This is a genomic window from Gramella sp. MAR_2010_147, assembly GCF_900105135.1.
Taxonomy (GTDB): domain Bacteria; phylum Bacteroidota; class Bacteroidia; order Flavobacteriales; family Flavobacteriaceae; genus Christiangramia.
In genome coordinates, this window is sequence record NZ_LT629741.1 from 894,221 (window position 1) to 916,701 (window position 22,481).

The 22,481-nt window shown below is 35.7% G+C and carries 21 protein-coding genes; 15 read left to right on the plus strand and 6 right to left on the minus strand.

Annotated features, from left to right (window positions below; genetic code table 11):
• Window positions 1-56: 56 nt before the first annotated feature.
• Window positions 57-2,726 carry a TonB-dependent receptor gene (locus BLT95_RS03950; RefSeq protein WP_089664839.1) on the plus strand — a complete coding sequence of 890 codons (2,670 nt, stop codon included), beginning with the start codon at window positions 57-59 and terminating at the stop codon, window positions 2,724-2,726.
• Window positions 2,727-2,844: 118 nt separating this feature from the next.
• On the opposite strand, the gene BLT95_RS03955 is transcribed toward BLT95_RS03950, so the two are convergent.
• Both BLT95_RS03955 and BLT95_RS03960 read right to left on the minus strand, forming a co-directional pair.
• The gene (locus tag BLT95_RS03955) at window positions 2,845-4,041 is read right to left on the minus strand and encodes a hypothetical protein (RefSeq protein WP_089664840.1); all 1,197 of its coding nucleotides are present in this window, start codon (window positions 4,039-4,041) and stop codon (window positions 2,845-2,847) included.
• A gap of 127 nt (window positions 4,042-4,168) precedes the next feature.
• A complete protein-coding gene (locus tag BLT95_RS03960) occupies window positions 4,169-4,903 on the minus strand; it encodes a class I SAM-dependent methyltransferase (protein ID WP_089664841.1) in 735 nt (244 codons plus the stop codon).
• A gap of 184 nt (window positions 4,904-5,087) precedes the next feature.
• On the opposite strand from BLT95_RS03960, the gene BLT95_RS03965 reads away from it, so the two are divergent.
• Entirely contained in the window at window positions 5,088-6,368 is a 1,281-nt protein-coding gene (locus tag BLT95_RS03965; protein ID WP_089664842.1) for a carboxypeptidase-like regulatory domain-containing protein, read from the plus strand.
• 93 nt (window positions 6,369-6,461) lie between these two features.
• Here BLT95_RS03965 and BLT95_RS03970 read toward each other — a convergent pair whose 3' ends face one another.
• Window positions 6,462-6,815 carry a 4Fe-4S dicluster domain-containing protein gene (locus tag BLT95_RS03970; protein WP_089664843.1) on the minus strand — a complete coding sequence of 118 codons (354 nt, stop codon included), beginning with the start codon at window positions 6,813-6,815 and terminating at the stop codon, window positions 6,462-6,464.
• 141 nt (window positions 6,816-6,956) lie between these two features.
• Here BLT95_RS03970 and BLT95_RS03975 point away from each other — a divergent pair, with 141 nt between their 5' ends.
• The 8 genes from BLT95_RS03975 to BLT95_RS04010 all read left to right on the plus strand — a co-directional run bounded on the left by BLT95_RS03975 (window position 6,957) and on the right by BLT95_RS04010 (window position 14,253).
• On the plus strand, window positions 6,957-8,015 hold the full coding sequence (locus BLT95_RS03975) for an acyl-CoA reductase (protein ID WP_089664844.1): 1,059 nt from the start codon (window positions 6,957-6,959) through the stop codon (window positions 8,013-8,015).
• A 70-nt stretch (window positions 8,016-8,085) separates the two neighbouring features.
• On the plus strand, window positions 8,086-9,150 hold the full coding sequence (serC, locus tag BLT95_RS03980) for a 3-phosphoserine/phosphohydroxythreonine transaminase (RefSeq protein WP_089664845.1): 1,065 nt from the start codon (window positions 8,086-8,088) through the stop codon (window positions 9,148-9,150).
• A gap of 24 nt (window positions 9,151-9,174) precedes the next feature.
• Window positions 9,175-10,137, plus strand: a complete 963-nt coding sequence (locus tag BLT95_RS03985) for a D-2-hydroxyacid dehydrogenase (RefSeq protein ID WP_089664846.1) — start codon at window positions 9,175-9,177, stop codon at window positions 10,135-10,137.
• 126 nt (window positions 10,138-10,263) lie between these two features.
• A complete protein-coding gene (locus BLT95_RS03990; RefSeq protein WP_157718011.1) occupies window positions 10,264-10,830 on the plus strand; it encodes a hypothetical protein in 567 nt (188 codons plus the stop codon).
• 39 nt (window positions 10,831-10,869) lie between these two features.
• Complete coding sequence (locus BLT95_RS03995; RefSeq protein WP_089664848.1) at window positions 10,870-11,298, plus strand: DUF6146 family protein; 429 nt, start codon at window positions 10,870-10,872, stop codon at window positions 11,296-11,298.
• A gap of 29 nt (window positions 11,299-11,327) precedes the next feature.
• On the plus strand, window positions 11,328-11,633 hold the full coding sequence (locus tag BLT95_RS04000; protein WP_089664849.1) for a DUF6787 family protein: 306 nt from the start codon (window positions 11,328-11,330) through the stop codon (window positions 11,631-11,633).
• Between the two features lies 1 nt (window position 11,634).
• Window positions 11,635-11,952 carry a hypothetical protein gene (locus tag BLT95_RS04005; RefSeq protein ID WP_089664850.1) on the plus strand — a complete coding sequence of 106 codons (318 nt, stop codon included), beginning with the start codon at window positions 11,635-11,637 and terminating at the stop codon, window positions 11,950-11,952.
• A gap of 48 nt (window positions 11,953-12,000) precedes the next feature.
• Entirely contained in the window at window positions 12,001-14,253 is a 2,253-nt protein-coding gene (locus BLT95_RS04010; protein WP_089664851.1) for a TonB-dependent receptor, read from the plus strand.
• An 85-nt stretch (window positions 14,254-14,338) separates the two neighbouring features.
• On the opposite strand, the gene BLT95_RS04015 is transcribed toward BLT95_RS04010, so the two are convergent.
• The 3 genes from BLT95_RS04015 to msrA are packed head-to-tail and all read right to left on the minus strand — an operon-like array spanning window position 14,339 to window position 15,827.
• A complete protein-coding gene (locus BLT95_RS04015) occupies window positions 14,339-14,641 on the minus strand; it encodes a hypothetical protein (RefSeq protein ID WP_089664852.1) in 303 nt (100 codons plus the stop codon).
• Between the two features lie 45 nt (window positions 14,642-14,686).
• Window positions 14,687-15,283 carry a GTP cyclohydrolase I FolE gene (folE, locus tag BLT95_RS04020; protein ID WP_089664853.1) on the minus strand — a complete coding sequence of 199 codons (597 nt, stop codon included), beginning with the start codon at window positions 15,281-15,283 and terminating at the stop codon, window positions 14,687-14,689.
• A gap of 1 nt (window position 15,284) precedes the next feature.
• Window positions 15,285-15,827: a peptide-methionine (S)-S-oxide reductase MsrA gene (gene msrA, locus BLT95_RS04025; RefSeq protein WP_089664854.1), complete on the minus strand. Its 543-nt coding sequence runs from the start codon at window positions 15,825-15,827 to the stop codon at window positions 15,285-15,287.
• A 216-nt stretch (window positions 15,828-16,043) separates the two neighbouring features.
• On the opposite strand from msrA, the gene BLT95_RS04030 reads away from it, so the two are divergent.
• From BLT95_RS04030 to BLT95_RS04050, 5 genes are all read left to right on the plus strand, one after another.
• Window positions 16,044-18,413: a DUF5916 domain-containing protein gene (locus BLT95_RS04030; RefSeq protein WP_231896409.1), complete on the plus strand. Its 2,370-nt coding sequence runs from the start codon at window positions 16,044-16,046 to the stop codon at window positions 18,411-18,413.
• A 52-nt stretch (window positions 18,414-18,465) separates the two neighbouring features.
• Complete coding sequence (locus tag BLT95_RS04035) at window positions 18,466-19,125, plus strand: ABC transporter ATP-binding protein (RefSeq protein WP_089664856.1); 660 nt, start codon at window positions 18,466-18,468, stop codon at window positions 19,123-19,125.
• Window positions 19,126-19,145: 20 nt separating this feature from the next.
• Window positions 19,146-19,916, plus strand: a complete 771-nt coding sequence (locus BLT95_RS04040; protein ID WP_089664857.1) for a TIGR02757 family protein — start codon at window positions 19,146-19,148, stop codon at window positions 19,914-19,916.
• Window positions 19,917-19,970: 54 nt separating this feature from the next.
• Window positions 19,971-21,188, plus strand: a complete 1,218-nt coding sequence (locus BLT95_RS04045; protein WP_089664858.1) for a GAF domain-containing sensor histidine kinase — start codon at window positions 19,971-19,973, stop codon at window positions 21,186-21,188.
• A 63-nt stretch (window positions 21,189-21,251) separates the two neighbouring features.
• On the plus strand, window positions 21,252-22,454 hold the full coding sequence (locus BLT95_RS04050; protein ID WP_089664859.1) for a GAF domain-containing sensor histidine kinase: 1,203 nt from the start codon (window positions 21,252-21,254) through the stop codon (window positions 22,452-22,454).
• Window positions 22,455-22,481: the final 27 nt, after the last annotated feature.

Here is a 22,481-nt window from a genome sequence, read left to right on the forward strand (position 1 = left end):
TAATCTACTGGTTTTTACATATATTGTTAAAACTAATTAACAAATTAAACAACAATATGACTAAATTTTCAATTTTTATTGCAGTCTTACTAACACCCATACTTCTCTTTTCACAGGAAGTTACCGGTGTAGTTACAGATAATTCCGGGACCCCGCTTCCCGGTGTAAATGTATTCGAAAAGGGAACTGAAAATGGTACCTCAACAGATTTTGATGGTCGCTATTCAATTGAAGTAAGTGCTGAAGCCACACTGGTCTTTAGTTTTGTAGGATTCGAAGAAAAAGAAGTAGCTGTAGACGGAAGACAACAGGTGGATATTGTATTAGCCGATGGTGTCTCCCTTGGCGAAGTACAACTTGTTGGTTCCAGGAGTCCGAAAAGAACATCAACAGACACGCCAGTAGCAGTAGACGTGATTGATGTAAGCGAAGTGAATACACAGACTGGAAAGATCGAAGTAAATGAACTATTACAATATGCCGCGCCTTCCTTTAACGCCAATAAGCAATCTGGTTCAGATGGTGCAGATCATATAGACCCTGCATCGCTAAGAGGTCTGGGGCCAGATCAGACATTAGTGCTGGTAAATGGAAAACGTAGACACCAGTCTTCACTTATCAATATCTTTGGAACCCGAGGCCGTGGTAATACCGGAACCGATCTCAATGCCATACCCGCCTCTTCTATTAAGAGAATCGAAATTCTTAGAGATGGTGCTTCTGCCCAATATGGCTCTGATGCTATTGCGGGGGTTATTAATATTGTTTTGAAAGATGCTGTAGAAAAATTTAGTGGAAGTGTTAACTATGGTTTTTATAATACAAATGCTGATGGTGACTTCCCCGAGGGGACTCCAAATACCGATGGAAATCGATTAGATACAGATAGAGACGGAAATGCCATTAGCGATGATCAGAATTTTGATGGTGGATCTTTAAAAGTTGCTGCAAATTATGGATTCGAGATCGCTGAAGAAGGTTATGCCAACTTCACAATGGAGTATCTAAACAAAAATAAAACGCTGCGTCCTGGATTCGATTTTAGACGTGGTTTTGGCGAGGCTTCTATTGAAGGTTTAAATTTTATGGGGAACATTGCGATTCCGTTATCAGATAATTCAGAATTTTATGCTTTTGGAGGTAGAAACTATCGGGATACCGATGCCTTTGCCTTTACACGTAACAATCCCACTGCGAGAAATGTTATAAGTGTTTATCCAAATGGTTTTACTCCCAGAATCACCTCTATAATTACAGATAATTCTGTTGCAGCAGGTTTCAGAACTCAAACTGAAAGCGGCTGGAATATAGATCTTAGTAATACCTGGGGAAAGAACTTTTTTCATTATTACATTAAAGGCACCATCAATGCTTCTTTAGGTGATATTTCTCCCACAGATTTCGATGCAGGCGGTCATAGTTTAAGCCAGAATGTTATTAACCTTGACTTCTCTAAATATTATGAAGACATGCTCGAGGGTGTAAACTTTGCATTTGGAGCAGAATACAGAACTGAGAATTTTGAAATTTTTGCCGGTGAAGAAGCTTCGTATGCCACCTATGATGTTGATGGTATCCCAATAACCAATCCAGATGTGCAGCAACAGCCCATAGATCCGGTAACTGGAGATCCAAGACCGGGCGGTTCCCAGGGATTTCCTGGATACGGACCAGATAATGAAGTGGACCGAAGCAGATCTAACGTGTCCCTATATGCAGATGCCGAATTTGAATTTACAGAAGCTTTCTTATTGGCTGCGGCAGCAAGATTTGAAAATTATAGTGATTTCGGAAGTACGATTAATGGAAAACTAGCTGCAAGGTTAAAGGCTACAGATGATATTAATATAAGAGGATCTGTGAGTACAGGTTTTAGAGCTCCTTCTTTAGCTCAGATATATTACAATCTTAAATTTACCAATTTTGTAGGTGGGGAAGCACTGGAATCTCTTTTGTCTCCAAACAATAGTCCGGTGACCGCATCTTTTGGCATTGGACCACTACAAGAGGAAACCGCTTTTAATGCCTCTTTAGGTTTCACCGCCAATTTTGGAAAGTTTACTGCCACAGTAGATGGATATTTTATCAATGTTCAGGATCGTATTGTATTAACAGGAAATTTTGATGCTCCGCAAATTGATAACGTAGAAGCGGCCCAGTTTTTCGCTAATGGTGCCGATACCGAGACACTAGGATTGGATATTGTACTATCGCATGAATTTGAACTTGGAGAAGGAAAACTTTCCACCAGCTTTATTGGGAATTTTAATGATATGACCATTACCGATGTAAAAAATGCTGATCTTAATGAACAAACCTTTTTTGGTGAAAGGGACAAATCATTTTTACTTGCTTCAGCACCCGACAGTAAATTAACATTGAATTTGAATTATAATCAGGACTGGTTTGATATAGCCTTAGGATTAACCAGATTTAGTGATGTTACTCTTTTGGATTTCCAAATGTTTGAGGATGTAGCAGATTATGGCAGTCTGGCAAACCAGGTGGCAGCTGCATCAGATGTTTATGAATCAAAAATCGTGACCGACCTTAATCTAGGTTTTAAATTGAACGAATCACTAAAACTGAACGTAGGAAGCAATAACCTGTTTAATGTATATCCAGACCAGCAGGATGACTGGACAGAAGCCGGCGGATATTGGGATGCTGTTCAAATGGGATTTGGAGGAGCTTATTATTATGCAAAGCTCAATATTAGATTATAAAATCACCTGAAATAAAATAAGGGCTGTCTAAAATCCATAATTTAGACAGCCCTTATTTTATAGATCAATTTAAAGGAATCAAATATCATTGTATACACTACTGGAGACAAAGATTCAATTATTCCACTATATACATCTCATTAGACGCTTTAATATATTCCTGGGGATTAAAAGTTGATTCAAAACTGTTTCGAACAAGATCCAGTTTCAATTTTAAATTATTCATCTCATTCTTTAAGTATGGATCATTCTGGTATTTATGAATAAGCTTTTCATACTTATCCAGGTTCTCAAGAATTCTAAAAGTTAACATCCCAAAACGTATTTTTAGATTTTGCACACTTAGCATTTGATCATGATATTCCTGCTTCCAGTTTTCAGGATTATTTTTACGTTCTTCTACGATCCTGTTTTCAGCAATTTTTGAAATATCAAGAATATATTGGGTACGCTTTTTAGCATCGGTTTCATTCGTGAATTTTTCAGTGAAATTCTTCTTTTTGAGATCAAGGATCTCTACCAGGTTATCTTCCATGGCTTTATTTTGAAGTTCTTTCAGCTCATTTAAACTTTTATTGATTCCCTCCCATTCGGTTTCTATAAGATCTTTATCATGGGTGAATTGAGCTATAGAAGTTGTTAGCTTAAGCATGTCCATGCTTTGTTCTCTCAACTCCTTATCTCGTCTATTTAAAGAACCAATAAAACTACTAATCCCATCAAACAAACTCCCGGCAAACATTCCTGTAAACGGAGTTCCTTTAGCAAGATCTCCAGTAACTTGTAACATATGGTTTAGGGCGGCCAAACGAGCATTATCTTCCTGCTCTTCGGCAATATATTTTTTAAATTTCCCGAACCATTCCTGATAACCTTCATAGTTCATAGGATTCCCAACGGCATCAAGTGTAGTATAAAATTCACGGGAAGTGTTAAAAAGGTTCAAGGGTTTTATTTCCCTCTCCATGGAGGCTAGATTTAAGACTGCAGAGCTATAATTGTATTTGTAGACACTAATCGTGTTTTTATCTATCTCCTCCTGTCTTTCTTCTAAAAATTTAACTCGCTCCAGTAACTTCTCAACCTTTTCTGAAGCCGAATTTGTATTCTTAATACTTTCATCCAGATTGGTGATCTTGGAATCGATCTCTTTTATTCGGAATTCCAAATTCTGACTTAAAAGTGAACGTTCCCTATTTAATTCTTTCAGCACCTGTTCTGTTACTGATGCATTCTGGTTGTCTGCATATATCTGTGCATTTACACAATTCAGGCTGAATAATACAGCCGAAAAAACGAAGAGTATCTTCTTCATAAGCTATTGGTTTTAGTCAACTTATTAACGTGGTACCAGTTTGCATATTTCATGCCACCAAATTATTGATGCAGAATAGTTACTAAACTAAGGCTCAGTAAGATTACAAGTGTAGAAATATTGATCATTATCCGGTAATTTTCCCCATTCTGAAAAGTATTGGAAATGTGATCCGGTTCTTCTTTCCAAAGGAGGCACGTAGTTTTTCTTCGGTTAATTTTACAGGATCGTAGTTATTTTCCTTTTCATAATGTTTTACGGCAGACCAGGTTCGTAAGTATCCCAGTAAATGTTCTATATCCCAATTATAAGTCTGCTGGAATTCCGGAGTATTAATTTCACTAAAGGGAAAAGGAATCGCCTGGTAGTTTTCATCTAAATATTTTCGTTCAGGATCCCAATAAGAACCAATTACATTATTATAAAAATGAGAGATGATATGATCAATTCCAGGAGAAGATTTAAAAAGCCCGTAGCCCATGATCACAATTATTCCATCAGGCTTTAGACATCTTTTAACTTCGGCATAAAATTTTTCAAATTCAAACCAATGTACTGCCTGAGCAACAATAATGAGATCAAATTGATCGTTTTTAAAATCTGTTTTTTTCGAAGGCTGAATTGAATAATTGATATTGGCTTTTTTAACCGCATGCTTTAATTGATTTCTACTAATATCTGTGGCCTCTACATGATAAAAAAATTCAGCTAATTTTCCAGCTACCTGCCCGTTTCCAGTACCACAGTCCCAGGCCTTCCCAAAACCATGTGCATTTGATTTTATAAAGTCATAGATCTCATTTGGATAATCTGGTCGAAACTTTTTATAGTCGGCAGACTTTGTTGAGAAGTTATCTTTCAAAATTAAGACTCATTTATTCACGATATAGCAAAAACACCTCTTTAATTATATCATATTTTTAATGTAAAGCAAAAATTATAAAAAATATAGTAGTTATTCGCGTCAAATACTAGCAGTTTCACATCATATTAAGGCTGAAAATCATTATATTGTATAAGTTTATTTCAAACTTAATTCAGCAATTATGAAAAAATTTGATACAGTTCTTAAAGGTAGCATGCTTTCCATGGTTTTCTTGGCATGCATGTTTTTTATATCGACACACAGTTTTGCTTATCAGCCTGCAGATATTGAATACGTTGAATATCGCGGCGAAGTTGTAAATGCTAGTAATGGCAGAGCGATATCTTCAGCATATTTATCATTGAATAATAGTAATATCTCTACTATAACAAATTCAGATGGAGAGTTTTCCCTTAAGGTACCTGAAGATCTTACCGAAGCAACGGTCACTATCTCTGTACTTGGTTTTCAAAGTAAAACTTTACCTCTTGATTATTTTAAGCCAGAAGGTACAAGAATAGAACTTGAAGAAACAGTAGAAGAGCTAACAGAAGTAAACCTATATAAGGCTACCAATGCAAATCTGCTGGTTAAAGAAATGCTTGATAAAAAAGATGATAATTATCTCTCAGATCAAAGCTTAATGACTTCTTTTTATAGAGAGACCATCAAAAAAGGCTGGAACAATGTTAGTCTTTCAGAAGCCGTTGTGAAGATTTTCAAAAGTCCTTATAATTCTTCGAAAAAGGACCTAGTTTCCCTCTATAAAGCTCGTAAAAGTACTAATTATGATAAACTGGATACACTGGCTTTAAAATTACGTGGAGGACCTTTTAATACGCTATACCTGGATATGATGAAATATACAGAATATGTTTTAAGACCGGAAATGCTTAATAGTTATGATTTTAAATTTGATGAGCCCACTAAGATTAATGACAGGTATACCTATGTTATAGACTTTAAGGAAAATGATAAGTCTGATCCCTGGTATTACGGTAAACTTTTTATTGATGCAGAAACCTCTACCCTGGTTAAAGCTGATTATAATTTAAATGTAGACGATAGAGATGCTGCCGCAGCAATGTTTGTAAAGAAAAAGCCAAACGGTTCTAAAGTGTATCCAACCGAATTAAATTACCAGGTTGATTATGCTCAAAGTAATGGAAAATGGCATTATGCCTACGGAAAAGCTCAGCTGGAATATGTTGTAAACTGGAAGAGGAAGATATTCAATTCTAAATACAAGATAAACAGTGAAATGGTGGTTACAGATTGGCAGGCATATGCCGGTAACGACTGGAAAAAAACAGTTGATCTAATTAACCCGAATATCGTAATGGTAGATGATGTCGCAGGATTCTATGATTCTGAATTCTGGGGAAGTAATAACATAATTGAACCGGAAAAATCTATTCAAAATGCCATTGATAAGATAAAACGAAGGATAAATGATGAATAAAGAAGCAAAAAATCCCTGCTAAAAAAGCAGGGATTTTTTTGTTGATTATTTAATAAATAGCAATAGGTTTTACTCTATGCGATTTGCATTTGATTAATCTTCATGATGCATAAAGCGTTGTTTCGCTAATAATTCCTCTTCACTTTCTACATGCTCGTCATCAGGCACACAACAGTCTACAGGACATACAGCTGCACATTGCGGCTCCTCATGAAACCCCTGACATTCTGTACATTTATCTGGTACTATATAATAGAGTTCATCGCTTATAGGTTCCTGTGCTTCATTTGCATCGGCCTCTTTACCGTTTGGAAGTACTACATTACCTTCAAGATCGGTTCCGTCAGCATACCTCCAGTCATCAGCACCTTCATAAATTGCGGTATTAGGACATTCTGGCTCACAGGCCCCGCAGTTTATACATTCATCGGTTATAACAATTGCCATAGCTCTTCTTTTATTTGTAAATTTAAAAACTCATTGAAAAAAGACCGGTAGCTTTTAGGAAATTTTATGGTTATAAGCTCCGGAAACTTTAATTTCGCTGCACAAATTTAACATAGGACGACCTCTTAACCAAATAAGACGATGACAATTGATGACCATAAATCACATCTAATCACTTTAGGAAAATTCCTGAAGCAGTTTCAGGTATCCAATTCTGTTCAGGATAAGGATATTCCAGGAAATGATAAATTCTTTAATGAAATGGATCAGAAAATAGATGCTGCCATTCATTATAATGGATGGTTTAATCGGGAAAATATCATCTTTTCGCTACAGGAGTGGGCCACAGCTTTAACCACACGTAATTTAAAATTGTGGCTTGCAGATTATGATCTTTCAAAGAGCAGTGAAAAAACCGTTGGAATCGTCATGGCTGGAAACATTCCCCTGGTTGGATTTCATGATTTTCTTTCAGTTTTGGTTTCCGGACATAAAGTTCTGGTAAAGCTATCTACCAACGATAAACAGTTACTCCCTGTGATAGCAGCCTATTTGATGAATCTTGATAGTCGTTATGAAAACCGCATACAATTCACAGAAGATAGACTTAAAGATTTTGACGCAGTTATCGCCACGGGAAGCAATAATACAGCCAGATACTTTGAATATTATTTTAAGAATAAACCTAGTATTATAAGAAAGAACAGGAATTCAGTTGCAATTATTACTGGTAGCGAAAAAAAAGAAGAACTTCAAAAACTAGGTGAAGACATTTTTAGATATTATGGCCTGGGATGTAGAAATGTTTCAAAACTTTATGTTCCTGAAAATTATGATTTCGACTTGTTCTTTAAATCAATGTATGATTGGAATCCTATCATAAATCAGGATAAATACGCCAATAATTACGATTATAATAAAGCGGTCTATCTTATGAGTGAATTTAAGTTGCTAGACAATGGATTTTTAATGTTGAAAGAAGATAAAAGCTTTGGTTCTCCTATCGCTACCCTATTCTATGAAACATATGAGAATGAACAAAAATTGAAAACTATTTTAAAAGAAAATGCAGATAAAATTCAGTGTGTCGTGAAAAACGAAGGGAATAAACAAGAAGTTAACTTTGGACAAACTCAAAAACCCCAGCTTTGGGATTACGCAGATAATATTGATACTATAGACTTTCTTTCTAAACTCTAATCTTATAATTTCCATAACAACAATTGCCTTCTAATTTTGGCATCTTTGTTATAATCAACTACCAATATTTATGAAAAAGCACAACTTTAGCGCAGGCCCCTGTATCCTACCTCAGGAAGTATTTAAGGAAGCTTCACAGGCTATCCTGGATTTTAATAATTCAGGCTTATCGATTTTAGAGATTTCTCACCGTAGTGCAGACTTTGTTTCAGTTATGGATGAAGCACAATCGCTGGCGCTGGAATTATTAGGTTTAAAAGACAAAGGTTATAAAGCACTATTCCTACAGGGAGGAGCCAGCATGCAGTTTTTAATGGCAGCTTACAATTTGCTTGAGAAAAAGGCTGCTTATCTAAATACTGGTACCTGGTCTTCTAAAGCGATTAAAGAAGCTAAATTATTTGGAGAAATTACAGAAGTAGCTTCTTCTAAAGACAGAAACTTCAATTATATTCCGAAATCTTACGCTATCCCCGAGGATATTGATTATTTCCATTGCACAAGTAATAATACCATCTTCGGTACTCAAATAAAAGAATTTCCAGCCACAGGTAAAACTATGGTCTGCGATATGAGTAGTGATATCTTTTCAAGAGAATTGGATTTCGCTAAATTTGATCTCATCTATGCCGGAGCTCAAAAGAACATGGGGCCTGCGGGAACCACTCTTGTAGTAATTAAGGAAGATATTCTTGGTAAGGTTTCCAGAAAAATTCCTTCTATGATGGATTACTCTGTTCATATTAGTAAAGACAGTATGTTCAATACTCCGGCGGTCTACGCGGTCTATGTATCCATGCTTACGCTAAGATGGATAAAATCTAAAGGAGGTTTAAAGGAAATGGAATCGCTTAATAATGAAAAAGCTCATCTTCTTTACTCTGAAATAGACCGAAATCCTTTGTTTACCGGGTTTGCCGCTAAAGAAGATCGTTCTGCTATGAATGCAACATTTAACCTCACTGATGAATCCCATAAAGAAATATTTGATAAATTGTGGAAGGATGCCGGGGTGAATGGATTAAACGGGCATAGAAGTGTTGGGGGTTACCGCGCGTCTATGTATAATGCATTACCGCTGGAAAGTGTTCAGGTGGTGGTTGATTGCATGAAAGAACTGGAGAATAAAGTATAAAACTAATTTTAGATCATTTCAAGAATGAAAGTATTAGCAAATGATGGTATTTCGAAAAGTGGAGCAGAAACTCTAAAGAATGCCGGTTTTGAAGTTATTATCAAAAAGGTAGCGCAAGAGCAGCTCAAGGATTACTTGAATCAAAATGCCATTAGCGTACTCCTTGTAAGAAGTGCTACAAGTGTAAGGAAAGATATTATTGATAATTGTATCCATCTTAAAGTAATAGGTCGTGGAGGCGTTGGAATGGATAATATTGATGTTGCATATGCCAGAAGCAAAGGCATCGCTGTTATTAATACCCCTGCGGCTTCTTCAAGCTCGGTTGCTGAGCTTGTTTTTGCTCATCTTTTTGGAGGTGTGCGAAAATTACACGATGCCAACAGGAATATGCCTCTTGAGGGAGATTCCAGGTTTAAAGATCTAAAAAAAGCCTATGCTGGAGGCATTGAATTAAGAGGGAAAACTCTGGGCATTATAGGCTTTGGAAGAATTGGCCGTGAGGTTGCCAAAATTGCGTTGGGCGTTGGAATGAAGGTGATCGCAAGTGATAAAAATATTGGAGAGGTAGAAATAACCCTGGAGTTCTATAACGATCAAAGCATCAAAATTCCCATTAAAACAGAACCTATAGACATGCTCATCAAAGATTCAGACTATATAACACTGCATGTTCCAGCCCAGGATAGTCCTGTTATTGGAGCTAAGGAAATAGCGAAAATGAAAGATGGTGTTGGGATCATCAATACTGCCCGTGGTGGAGTTCTGGATGAAGAAGCCTTGCTTGAAGGTATAGAATCTGGAAAGATTTCTTTCGCGGCTCTGGATACTTATGAAAATGAACCTACTCCTGCGATAAGGTTATTAATGAATGAAAGTATTTCACTTAGTCCGCACATAGGTGCTTCAACAAATGAAGCCCAGGAACGCATTGGGGTTGAACTGGCTGAGCAGATCATCTCTATCCTTAAAAAGACAAAAGCATAATTTTTTTAGACTTTGATCTTAAATTAAAGCTGATGAAACATCTTCATCGGCTTTTTTATTATTTCCTTGGGAAAATCCAGTCTTAAACTTGCTAACTTACTATATAATTGTAAAAATCATTCTAACGTGGCTAATATTCTGGATATTTTTAGGACTTATGCTGGAGAGCGACTTTTAGAACAAAGTTGCAGCCTTACCAGTCTTGAAAAGGAAAAACTTCAAAAAGTTTTTGTGCAATCATTACCTGCACTGCTTAGCCTTTACATGACCAATGGAGTTCCAGATAATAGCAGACCCAACAACTTAATTGAATTTATAGAAAACGGTGATTTAATAGAATTTGGAGAACGAGAATTAAACCTCTTATTAGACAAAAAAGAGCAAAAAGTTTTTCTAGATCTTTTTGTGCTCATTGATCTTAATTTGGAAACTTTTAAAAAAGTAATTTATATTTCTACTGCGATTCTTACCTTAATTATTTCAGAAATAAGAGATAAAAATGAGGTGGAAATCTCAAATATCTTAAAAACCTTAGCCGGAATTGAAACAATATATGATGAAAATTTTGTGAAAGTTCTGATTAAAAACCAGGATGACCCTAATTTTATTGATAACAGCGAAGAGATCACCTTGGGAAGAAAGGACGGAAGCGGTGATAAAAGCATCTTGGGAGGTTATACTGGCGGCCGTTAAAACAGGAATAATTTTTGATCATAATAAATAAAAAAAAGAATGAAAAACATTGTATACATAGTGTTATTAGGTCTTTTCGTATATAGCTGCGGTTCATCTGGCGGAAAAAACTTTCCTTCAGACAAGATCGACAATGCCGAAAATGATACTGTGCGTATTGCAAATGACAGCCTGGAATACGAGATCATCATCATTGAACCTGGTTTTAATTTATTCATAAATTCTTATGCGAGACCAAGAGGTTATCATTCCCAATCTTATCTTGAAAATAAAAATCAGTTCCTCGTTACAGAATATAACCAGAGGGTAAACCAACCATTTAGATACAATCCAGATCTTTACATCAATCAGATCAATTATGACGCAAATATAGATTATGGTTACGAAGTGAATTATTTACTATATAACTATTTTGTTTTTTTTAGCAGGCATTATAACCAAAGATTTAGTGTCCCTACAAGAATTTGATTCTTTCGTCAATTCCTTATATTTGCTGCATGAAAAAATTGAAAGATCGCTGGGGAATAGATTCCAATTGGCAATTATTCATCATATTTCTGGTTTTTGCAATCACTGGATCTACTGCGGCTAAGCTAGCGAGTCCGTTTGTGAATTTACTCGGGATTTATCAGGAAACCAGCCATTGGGCGATTTACTGGTTTGCTCGAATCTTTTTAATATTTCCAATTTACCAGGTTCTTTTGGTGTTCTTTGGATGGATCTTTGGTCAGTTTCAGTTTTTCTGGGCTTTTGAAAAGAAAATGTTGAGTAGATTAGGTTTAGCAAAAGTATTTAAAGCTTAAGGTGAATTTAATTAAGAAAATATTTCTTGTATTTACAGCAGTATTACTACTGCTGCCTTCCTCTGTAAGTTTTTCTCATATTTTTACTGGTCACGATCATACCATTTGTGATAATTATGCTGAGAAGCATTATCATAACAAAGCCCTGGATTGTGAATTACACAAATTCCATAAAAATTCAGCCTTAACTATTAATTTTTCTGCTTTTGAGCCTGTAATTATTCAGGTAACCCAAGAAGGCATATTTGACTACTATCAATTTTTAAATGAATATGAACCTCTGCATTTTGATCTTAGAGGGCCTCCATTTTTTGCTTAAGTCTCAACTTTTATAAAGCAAAAAACATAAATCATTTAATTTTTACCAATGCGAAATACATTGTTAATTACACTGCTATTTGCAGTGAATACTATTATTTATAGTCAAAATCAATTATCAGGAAATATTAAAAACTCAAATTCTAGTGAGCCTGTTTTTAGTGCCAATATTTATCTTCCTCAGTTAGAAAAAGGTACAATTAGTGATCTCAATGGAAAATTCATTCTTAAAAATCTACCAGATGGAACTTATAAATTAGTTATATCTTCCATAGGATTTTCAACTGTAAGCTTCGAAGTGAAAATTCCTTCTGAAGAAATCACTATAGAATTAGTGCCTTCAGCTATAGAAATAGAAGAAGTAATTATATCTACTCCATTTCATCAGCTTCAAAGTGAAAATGTCATGAAGGTAGAACGTGAAAGCGTTTCTGAATTAAATAAAAAGGGCGCTTTAAACCTTGCTGACGGAATTACTCAAATTGCCGGAGTAGAAAGTCTAACTACCGGAGTGGGGATTGGCAAACCCGTGATTCGGGGGCTTAGCTCCAACAGGGTTTTAGTTTATACCCAGGGTGTGCGGTTGGAAAATCAGCAGTATGGAGATGAGCATGGATTGGGTATTAGTTCTAAGGGAATTGGAAGTGTAGAAGTTATAAAAGGCCCTGCTTCACTGCTCTATGGTAGCGATGCTATTGGAGGAGTCCTTTATTTAAATCCTGAAAGATATGCTGCCGCTGGAGAGACCAATGCCGCAATTGAAACCGATTATTTTAGCAATACTATAGGTTATCAAACCAGTCTTATGGCTAAAACCTCCGGCGAAAAATTAAAATTTCTTGCCCGTGGAAGTTATGCTGCGCATAGCGATTATAAAGACGGAAATGATACCCGGGTAACCAATACCAGGTTCAATGAAAAAGATATTAAAGCAGGTGCTGGCTTCCAGGATAAGAACTACAAAGCCGATTTAAGATATAATTTTAATAGAAGTGAAATTGGAATACCAGAGGAACTTGGTGCACAATCTAAAGACAAGGAACCACTTCTACCCTTTCAGAAAATTGATAATCATGTATTAAGCCTGGATAACCAGTTTTATTTTGGAAATTCAAGTCTGGATGCTAAGCTGGGATACCAATTCAATGATAGAAAAGAATTTGAAGAACATCACCATGAGGAGGAAGAAACCGAAGAAGAACACCTGGAAGAAGAAGAATCTGGTGAACCTTCTTTAGAAATGCATCTGGAAACTTTGAATTATAACATCAAGTACAATCTACCAAAATTAGGGAAGTTTGAAACCATAGCCGGAATTCAGGGTATGTACCAGACCAATCGCAATTTTGGGGAGGAAATCTTAATCCCTGATGCTGAAACATTAGACTTTGGGATATTTGCCACAACACATTATCACCTGGAAAGTTGGGATTTTCAGGGGGGATTAAGATTTGACACCAGAAACCTTGAAACTGATGAATTTCTGGCGGAAGACGGTGATCTTATTGAAGGCGTAGACAGGAGTTTTGAAAGTTTTAATGCAGCGCTTGGGGCAAAATATCATTTAAACCAAAAATTCATTGCAAGGCTTAATCTGGCCAGCGGTTTTCGTGCTCCAAATTTATCTGAGCTAACTTCAAATGGAGATCATAATGGGGCAAATCGTTATGAAATTGGAAATCCAGATCTGAATAACGAACAAAATTTTCAGGTAGACCTGGCTCTGGAATGGAGAAATGTTCATTTTGAAGCATTTGTGAATGCATTTAGTAATAATATTAAGGATTATATTTTTATTAATCCTACTGAAGAAACTATTGATGATGAACCTGTTTTTAGATATGAGCAGGCAAATGCCAATCTATATGGGGGAGAAATTGGTGTTCACATTCACCCCCATCCATTAGACTGGCTCCACCTGGAAAGTAGTTTTGAAACGGTGACCGGTAAACTAAATGATGGAGGATATTTACCTCTTATCCCGGCAACTTCATTAACTAATACTTTTCGAATAGAATTTGAAGAAGGAAAAACATTTAGCCAGAAATATACTTTTGTTCGGCTTAAGAATGTCTTTAAACAGAATAATCCAGGAAGATTTGAAACAGCAACCAATGCTTATAGTTTATTAGGAGCAGGATTTGGAACTGTATTGAATCTAAATCAAATAGAATTAGATCTAAGGCTTAGTGGCACCAATTTGCTCAATAAAACTTATATCTCACATTTATCCAGGCTAAAACAGGATGGTATTTTTAATATTGGAAGAAATATCATGTTTTCTGCCAATATTAGTATTTAAGGAATTAAGCTAATAAGTTTTACAGAATTAAAAAAGGCTGTTGAAAAATCTAACAGCCTTTTTTTTTAAACTAATTGAATATTCTTTAATAATTTTCAACTTCAATAATCTGAACTTTCGAGGGTTCTTTTTTCCATACGTGAGTATAGAGGTACATCAAAGTAAAAGTTGGAATAATATCGGTTCCTGGTAAAATCTCCTCAATAAAAACCAGAACTGAAGCTAATTTTCCTTTCTTTCCGGGATACATTTCTCTCATTTTCTTGGCAGCGTAGGGCGCCCAGGCAAGATCCAGAAAAGGACCAATAACAGGAATTGCTACAGTAGCCATACCGGCCAAATCATAAGCAAGTCCCTTTATAAAAGTTTTATCTTTAAATAATCTCATTTTATTTGATTTTATTCAAAATAAATCAAATAAAGTGCCAAAAGACTAGCGAAGGTCTGAACTGATTAATTTCAGAAATTCATTTCTGGTTTCAATTTCCTTGAATTGCCCGCGAAAACCGGATGTAGTGGTCGCACTATTCTGTTTTTGAACGCCACGCATCATCATGCACATATGCACGGCTTCAATTACAACAGCAACACCCTGAGGCTGTAGGGTTCTATTTAAACACTCCAGAATATCATGCGTTAACCTTTCCTGAACCTGCAGCCGGCGTGCAAAAACATCAACCACTCTAGGTAATTTACTAAGTCCGATAATCTTTCCATTTGGAATATAGGCGATATGTGCTTTTCCAAAGAACGGAAGCATATGATGCTCACAAAGTGAATACAGCTCAATATCTTTTACTACGACCATTTCATCGTAGCTCTCTTCAAAAACAGCTTTTTTAAGGATCTTTTCAGCATCCATGGAATAACCCTGTGTAAGAAATTGCATGGCTTTGGCTGCTCTTTCCGGTGTTTTCAACACACCTTCCCTTCCCGGGTCCTCTCCTACACCTTTAATAATATCATGAAAGTTAGTTTTCATGTTTTCGGTGATTTCTTCGTTATACTCTTCAAAGTATTTGTAAGCCATTTTATTTTAATTTATCAGAAAATAATTTTTTCAGTTTCGTAATCTTAGGATCAATAATAAACTGACAGTATGGTTGTTGTCTATGTTGATTATAAAAATCCTGGTGTTCTTCCTCAGCAATATAAAACGCGGAAGCCTCACTAACTTCTGTAACAATAGGATCTTTAAACATCTTCTCAGCTCCCAGTAAATTAATTACTTCCTCTGCTTTCAGTTTTTGATCATCATCATGATAGAAAATACCACTTCTATATTGGGTTCCAACATCATTTTGCTGTTTGTTCAGGGTAGTTGGATCGTGTGTAGCAAAGAATACCAAAAGTAATTCTTCAAAACTAATTTTTTCTGGATCAAATTCGACCTCTATAGCTTCAGCATGTCCCGTTCTTCCTGTTATAATTTCACGGTATGCGGGATTTTTAATTGCCCCGCCTGTAAAGCCTGAAACTACTTTCTCTACCCCATTCAGTCTTTGAAAAACTGCTTCCGTACACCAAAAACATCCTCCAGCCAACGTTGCCTTTTTCAATTCCACCTCTTCCATAATAGCAATTCCTGATTTTTGTTTAGCAAATTTAATTTTTAAATAAACAAAACAAAGTCTGTTTAACTTGATTTTATAGAAATGTTTTGTCCAGTATTAATAACAATAATACATTTGAATGGTTCTAAAATAGCAATCCATCAATCAATGCTTCTAAATCGAATATTATTTTTAATTCTTTTCAGTTCCTGTTTATGTTCTTACTCTCAAAACACCTTGCAAACCAGAAAAGTTTATCATACTCTAAGAATTGAAAATCCCCCAAAGATTGATGGATATCCAAATGAGGAGGTTTGGCAAAATACAGATACCGCTGATAATTTTGTAATGGTGGAACCCGGGGATGGTGAAGCAATTCCAGAATCTCATAATACTACAGCCAAAATACTTTATGATGACGAAGCGATCTACGTGGCTGCGGTTATGAAAGAAAGTAATCCTGAAAAAACCATGCGCCAGTTTACACAAAGGGATAATATAAATCAATCTGAGTTTTTTTTGATGGACATCAATACATATGATGATGGCGAGAATCAAACAAGATTTATCGTTACCACCGCAGGAACGCAGGCAGATGCCAGAATGACCGGGAATAATGAAGACTATGCCTATAATGTAGTATGGGAGTCGGCAGTTTCACAGGATGAGAATGGATGGTATGTAGAAATGAAGATCCCTTATTCAGCCCTTAGATTTCCGGAAAAACCAGCACAATTATGGGGAATGCAGTTTGCCAGGGAGATTACGCATTTAAATTCTACTTATGTCTGGAACTATGTTGACAAATCTACTGGACAATTAAGTCAGTACACCGGGCTACTTTTCGGAATATCAAATATAGATCCTCCTGTTCGCCTTAGTTTATATCCATTTACTTCGATGGCTGTAGATCAATTTGATGGGAATACAGATTTCAATTTTAATGCAGGTATGGATCTAAAGTACGGGATTAATGATTCTTTTACTTTGGATATGACTCTGGTTCCTGACTTTGGACAGACTGCTTTTGATGAAGTAGAACTAAATCTTGGACCCTTTGAGCAGGTATTTGGTGAAAACAGGGCTTTCTTCACTGAAGGAACAGAGTTATTTAACAAAGGTGACCTTTTTTATTCCCGAAGAGTTGGAAGTACTCCAATTGGGTTTAATAAAGTTCAGGCTCTGGCCCTTGAAAATGAAGAGATCCTTGAAAATCCAGATAAAACAGATCTTTTAAATGCGCTGAAAGTTTCTGGAAGAACAGACAGGGGTTTGGGTATAGGCTTTTTTAATGCGATCACCAACAAACAGGAAGCTATATTTCGAGATACCATTTCAGGAAATACGAGGCGTGAAATAACCGAATCTGTTGCTAATTATAATATTGTTGTATTAGATCAACGATTCAATAAAAATTCTTCCATATCACTTATAAATACCAATGTTACCAGAAATGGCCGTTTTAGAGATGGGAATGTTACAGGGTTTTTATTTGACATTTATAACAAACAAAATTCTTTTAATTTCGAAGGTCAGGCAAAAATGAGTAATGTTAATCTACCCGAACAAAATAAGACGGGATTTGCTTCTTTTCTTGCAGTGAAACGAACAAAAGGAAATATTCGCTATAGCCTGGCGAATGAATTCGCTAATGAAACCTACGACATTAATGATCTTGGGATAAATTTCACCAATAATTACAACAACTTTTCCTGGAATGCTTCGTATCAAATATTTGAACCAAAAGGAAATTATAACAATTATAGAATAGGCCTTTACGGACAGCATCTTAGAAGATATAGACCAGACGTCCCTGTTAATACCGGCGTTGGAGGTGAATTTTTTGCAAGCACGAGAGAGAGATTTGCTTTTGGGGGATCTATGGACATTAACTCAGAATTCAGAGATTACTTTGAACCCAGATCTGATAATACCTATGTTCTTTATAAACCTTTCGGCACTGCCAGTGCTTTTGTTTCTACCGATTATAGAAAAACCTTTGCCTACGATATTAGAGTTTCTATTGAAGAATATTACAAATCTTCTCAAAGCAATTTTAAACTTAGTATAGAACCAAGGTATCGTTTCAGCGACAAATTTAATATGATCTATGAATTTGAATATTCTTATCAAAATGACAGGTCGAGTTTTGTAAATCGCTTAGATAATCAAATAATCTTTGGACTGAGAGATCAGAAGAGCCTTGAAAACTCCCTGAACGGAAGTTATAATTTCAATACAAAACAGGGATTAAATTTAAGTTTCAGACATTTCTGGTCTACAGCCAGTTTTAAGGAAAATAGTTATACCCAATTGCAACAAGAAGGAGAATTAGCTCCTTTTGATTATGAAATTACCGATGAGAATAATCCTAATGCCAATTTTAATATCTGGAACCTGGATTTGAGCTACAGGTGGCAGTTTGCACCTGGAAGTGAGGCTGTTTTACTCTATAGAAATGCCATCTTTAATAATGATAAGCTTAGCTATCTAGGTTTTAATGATAGTTTAGATAGGCTCTTTGCCCAACCGGCGCGACACAACCTAAGCTTACGTGTAGTTTATTTTATAGATTATAATAGAATTAAGAACTTATTACGTGGTTAAAGTTGGGGAATCTGCCTAATTTGGCTAATTTCGGTGCACTTATTTTTCGTAAATGATCATTGCCAAAAACATTCATAAATATTACGGAGACCTACATGTTCTAAAAGCTGTAGATCTTCATATAAAAAAAAGTGAGATCGTATCTATAGTAGGTGCTTCTGGAGCAGGAAAAACAACCCTGTTACAAATAATGGGTACTTTAGATAAGCCTTCTAAAAAGAAAAATTCTGAGCTCAGGATTAATGGCACCAATATCTACGGGTTAAAATCCCGGGAGCTGTCCAAATTCAGAAATAAACATATTGGTTTTATCTTTCAGTTTCACCAGTTATTACCAGAGTTTACAGCACTGGAGAATATTTGTATCCCGGCATTTATACATAAGACCCCTCGAAAGGAAGCTGAAAAAAGAGCCATGGAGCTTTTAAGTTTTCTAGGGCTTGAGAACAGAGCTTCCCATAAACCCGGAGAACTTAGTGGTGGAGAGCAACAAAGAATAGCTGTTGCCAGAAGTTTGGTCAATAATCCGGCTGTGATCTTTGCCGATGAACCCTCAGGAAATCTAGATAGTGAATCTGCTGAAAATCTTCATAAGTTATTTTTCCAGCTTAGAGACGAATTTGAGCAGACTTTTGTTATCGTTACGCATAATGAAGAACTTGCTAATATGGCCGACAGGAAACTCACTATGGTAGACGGCGAGATAATATAAACCCTAAATTCTAAGTTTTTTTGAATACATCTGAACTGAAATCTTTTCTCGATTTTAAAGTGGAACAATACAACACCCCAAAATTTATTGAATCTGATCCTGTTCAAATCCCACATTTATTTCAAAAAAAAGAAGATATTGAAATCTCGGGTTTTCTTACTGCTACTATTGCATGGGGCAATAGAAAGAGTATTTTGAAAAATTCAAAAAAACTCATGCAGCTCATGGATATGAGTCCTTATGAGTTTATTATAAATCATGAGGAAAAAGATCTCAAGAATCTTGACGGCTTTGTACATAGAACCTTTAATTCTGAAGATCTAAAATATTTTATCAAGGCTCTAAACAATATCTATTCAAAACATGGAGGAATAGAGAGTGTTTTTAAAGCAAATGCATCAGAAAACACACTACAGCCAGCCATTCATCAATTCAAGAATACCTTTTTTGAGTTACCCCATCAAAGAAGAACAGAGAAACATGTAAGTGATCCAGTAAAGAAATCTGCAGCAAAACGCATTAATATGTTTTTACGCTGGATGGTTAGGAATGACGAAAAAGGAGTAGACTTTGGATTATGGAGAAGTTTGTCTTCAGCCCAACTTTCCTGTCCTTTGGATGTTCATTCAGGAAATGTGGCAAGGAAATTGGGATTAGTGCAGCGAAAAATGAATGATTCAAAAGCTTTAGCCGAATTAGACAATAGTTTAAGACAATTAGATCCTGCTGATCCGGTTAAATATGATTTTGCATTATTCGGGCTGGGTGTCTTTGAAAAAGGACAATTTTAAACCTTGATTTTTTCAATAATTTTAGTTTTCTTTAACACCTGAAAATTCTCAGCAATGATTAGTCCTGCAATACCAATTAACGAAGCACAAAGACTTGAGTCTCTAAGGGAGCTGGAGATTATTGACAGTTTGCCAGAAGATGCCTATGACAGTATTACTCAATTAGCGAGTTATATTTGTAAAACGCCCATTGCTGTTATAAATATTATAGATTCAGATCATAACTGGTTCAAATCTAAATTTGGAACTGAGCTTGGTGGTTCATCCAGAGAAGATTCTTTCTGTGGCCATACCATCCTGGAACCTGAAACATTTTTAGAAATCCCCAACGCTTCTAAGGATGAGCGATTTAAGGACAATCCATTTGTAACCAGTGAAGCACGCATAAACTATTATGCCGGAATTTCACTATTGGACCATAAAGGTTTTCCTATGGGAACCCTTTGCGTATACGATTCTAAAGAACACCATTTAGACAAAAATCAAAAGATAGCCTTAAAGGCATTAGGCAAGCAGGTTGAAATGCTTTTTGAATCTCGTAGAAAAAATAAGGCTCTTGAAAACTTAAAATTAGAACTAGACGAGAACAACAGAATCCTTAAAGAATTTGCAAGTACCGTTTCTCATGATTTAAAAATGCCATTGGCCAATATGATACTAACAGCAGATATGCTAAAGGTAAAATATGCCAATCAATTAGACAGCCAGGGACTTGAGTACATCAATTATCTCAAAGATTCAGGGCTTACACTTAGTGATTATATAAATGGATTATTAGATCACTACTCCAGTAATAAAGCGCATTCTGGTGTCCATGAAGAATTTTTTCTTAACGATCTTCTTGAGGATATCATAGACTTATTGCAGATCGCAGAAAATTGCGAAATAAACCTTCCAGATAACAACTTAAAAATCTTTGGGAACAGCGCAGCTCTAGGTCAGGTTTTTATGAATCTCATAAGCAATAGCTTAAAGTATAATAGTAACGAGAAGATAATCATTGAAATAGATTGTACAGAGAATCGTGAGTTCTTTAATTTTAGCATTAGCGATAATGGAATTGGAATTCCTCTGGATAAGCAAAATCAAATATTTGATCTTTTTACAACCATAGCTGCAAAAGACCGAAAGGGAAAGAAAGGTCATGGAATTGGTCTTTCTACGGTTAAAAAATTGATTGAAAGCCTTGGTGGAAACATTCACCTAACCTCTGATGTAGATAGAGGAACACTTTTTGAATTCAGCATAAAACGTCAGGAAACAGTAGATTAGGATTTTTTTGGGTAAATCTTATTTTTTTTTAAATAACTTTAAAAAAAGATTCTAATTGGGGCGATGCAACACAAACTAGTTCCTTTTAATGAGAAGCTTAGAAGGGCTGCATTAAAGGAGTATAATATTTTAAATTCAGGGCCAGACGAAGATTATGATAATCTTACGTTTCTTGCTGCCGCTATCTGTGAGGTGCCGGTGGCAAAAATAAGTATTGTAGATAAAGACAGGATTTGGAATAAGTCCGTTTATGGCGCCGAAATAAAAGAAATAGACAGGAAAAATTCATTTTGTGAAAAGGCCATCCATGCAGATAAACCTATTCTTCTCTTAAACAGATCTCAGGATCCTGAGATTTTTTCAAAAGCAAAAGGTATCTATGACCGTGAATTCTCTTTTTACGCTGGGGTACCACTGCATAACCCCCAGGGACATACGATAGCGGTGTTCTGTATTTTTGATACAGAAGAAAAAACATTATCTGAAGAGCAAGAACGAGCTTTATATGCTTTAGCACAGCAAACCCTGAAATTATTTGAATCCAGAAAACAGAGAAATAAGCTTTATCAGGTTCAGACAAAATTGAAGGAAAAATACAGAGAACTTGAAAAATTTGCCAGTCTTGTTTCCCATGATCTAAAATCACCTTTAGCAAATATTATTTCGTTAAGCGAACTTTTAAAAGAGGAGAATAAAGGCAAATTTGATGAAGACACAGAACAGTATTTAGAATTTCTGGTAGAGTCCTCCTACTCTCTTCGCAATTATATAGATGGAATCTTAAGCTTTTATCGCAGTGATCATGTGATGGAAAAAGATTATACCAATGTAGATCTTAAAAAGCTTTTAAAAGGAATTACAGATCTCTACCAGGTGGCTGATAATATTGTGATCACCTATCCAGATGATGTGATGCTTCACAATGTTAATAAAGCTGCATTAACGCAAGTCTTTTTAAATCTTTTAAGTAATGCTTTAAAATATAATGATAAGGACATAAGAAAAGTACATATTGAATTTTCTAAGAATGAAGAATATTACTTTTTTGAAGTTAAAGATAATGGCAAAGGTATTCCAGAAGAGAAGTTCAATGATATATTCGACTTATTTACCACTTTAGAAACCGTAGATCGAGAAGGAAATCTTGGTAGTGGAATTGGTCTTGCGACGGTAAAAAAGTTAATTGAATCTATGGGCGGAAGTATTTCCTTAGAATCTGAGCCTGAAAAGGGAAGTAATTTTAAATTCCGCATTAAAAGGTTTTAACCTCCAATCACTTTTCATTTTCTATAT

What these genes read in the sequence shown, in the direction of transcription:
- BLT95_RS04000 (WP_089664849.1), top strand. Translation starts at nt 11,328, where the DNA reads ATGAAAAAATTGAAAGATCGCTGGGGAATAGATTCCAATTGGCAATTA.
- BLT95_RS03995 (WP_089664848.1), top strand. Translation starts at nt 10,870, where the DNA reads ATGAAAAACATTGTATACATAGTGTTATTAGGTCTTTTCGTATATAGC.
- BLT95_RS04050 (WP_089664859.1), top strand. Translation starts at nt 21,252, where the DNA reads ATGCAACACAAACTAGTTCCTTTTAATGAGAAGCTTAGAAGGGCTGCA.
- BLT95_RS03985 (WP_089664846.1), top strand. Translation starts at nt 9,175, where the DNA reads ATGAAAGTATTAGCAAATGATGGTATTTCGAAAAGTGGAGCAGAAACT.
- serC (WP_089664845.1), top strand. Translation starts at nt 8,086, where the DNA reads ATGAAAAAGCACAACTTTAGCGCAGGCCCCTGTATCCTACCTCAGGAA.
- BLT95_RS04045 (WP_089664858.1), top strand. Translation starts at nt 19,971, where the DNA reads ATGATTAGTCCTGCAATACCAATTAACGAAGCACAAAGACTTGAGTCT.
- folE (WP_089664853.1), bottom strand. Translation starts at nt 15,283, where the DNA reads ATGGCTTACAAATACTTTGAAGAGTATAACGAAGAAATCACCGAAAAC.
- msrA (WP_089664854.1), bottom strand. Translation starts at nt 15,827, where the DNA reads ATGGAAGAGGTGGAATTGAAAAAGGCAACGTTGGCTGGAGGATGTTTT.
- BLT95_RS04015 (WP_089664852.1), bottom strand. Translation starts at nt 14,641, where the DNA reads ATGAGATTATTTAAAGATAAAACTTTTATAAAGGGACTTGCTTATGAT.
- BLT95_RS03965 (WP_089664842.1), top strand. Translation starts at nt 5,088, where the DNA reads ATGAAAAAATTTGATACAGTTCTTAAAGGTAGCATGCTTTCCATGGTT.
- BLT95_RS04035 (WP_089664856.1), top strand. Translation starts at nt 18,466, where the DNA reads ATGATCATTGCCAAAAACATTCATAAATATTACGGAGACCTACATGTT.
- BLT95_RS04010 (WP_089664851.1), top strand. Translation starts at nt 12,001, where the DNA reads ATGCGAAATACATTGTTAATTACACTGCTATTTGCAGTGAATACTATT.
- BLT95_RS03950 (WP_089664839.1), top strand. Translation starts at nt 57, where the DNA reads ATGACTAAATTTTCAATTTTTATTGCAGTCTTACTAACACCCATACTT.
- BLT95_RS03970 (WP_089664843.1), bottom strand. Translation starts at nt 6,815, where the DNA reads ATGGCAATTGTTATAACCGATGAATGTATAAACTGCGGGGCCTGTGAG.
- BLT95_RS03975 (WP_089664844.1), top strand. Translation starts at nt 6,957, where the DNA reads ATGACAATTGATGACCATAAATCACATCTAATCACTTTAGGAAAATTC.
- BLT95_RS03955 (WP_089664840.1), bottom strand. Translation starts at nt 4,041, where the DNA reads ATGAAGAAGATACTCTTCGTTTTTTCGGCTGTATTATTCAGCCTGAAT.